Source organism: Microbacterium paludicola, from assembly GCF_015235415.1.
In the GTDB taxonomy this organism is placed as follows: domain Bacteria; phylum Actinomycetota; class Actinomycetes; order Actinomycetales; family Microbacteriaceae; genus Microbacterium; species Microbacterium paludicola.
The window spans coordinates 1-428 of record NZ_JADGLL010000109.1 but is presented as its reverse complement, the minus strand read 5'-3'; the positions used below and the strand labels follow the sequence as shown (position 1 = coordinate 428).

Genomic DNA, 428 nt, shown 5'->3' with positions numbered 1-428 from the left:
GTTTTGCGCCATAGCCAAATAATTTAAACTTTTCTACTAAGTAGCAAGTGAGCAAACCACAGGCTAAAACAGGTAGGGTAACGGGCGCCATACGGAAGAAAAATTCAATAAAATTCCAATTTGCTTGTTCTGCAATAATTAAATTTTGTGGCTCGCCGACCATCGTCATCACACCGCCTAGTGCTGTACCGACACCGGCATGCATCATTAAACTTCTTAAAAATGCACGAAACTGTTCTAATGTGGTTCGTTTATCACCTAATTTATCATCGTTGGTGATATCAATAAGCTCATTTAATTTATTGCCTGAGGCAACTTTGTGATAGACACCATAAAAACCCATGGCGACACTAATAATCACGGCAACAACGGTTAGCGCATCTAAAAAGGCGGATAAAAATGCAGCGCTGATACAAAATGCTAAAGAG

The 428-nt window shown here is 39.7% G+C and carries 1 protein-coding gene; it reads right to left on the bottom strand.

The annotated features are described in order from the left end of the window. The coding region (locus IR155_RS15745) for an SLC13 family permease (RefSeq protein WP_209306793.1) at nucleotides 1–428 on the bottom strand (428 nt) is incomplete at both ends.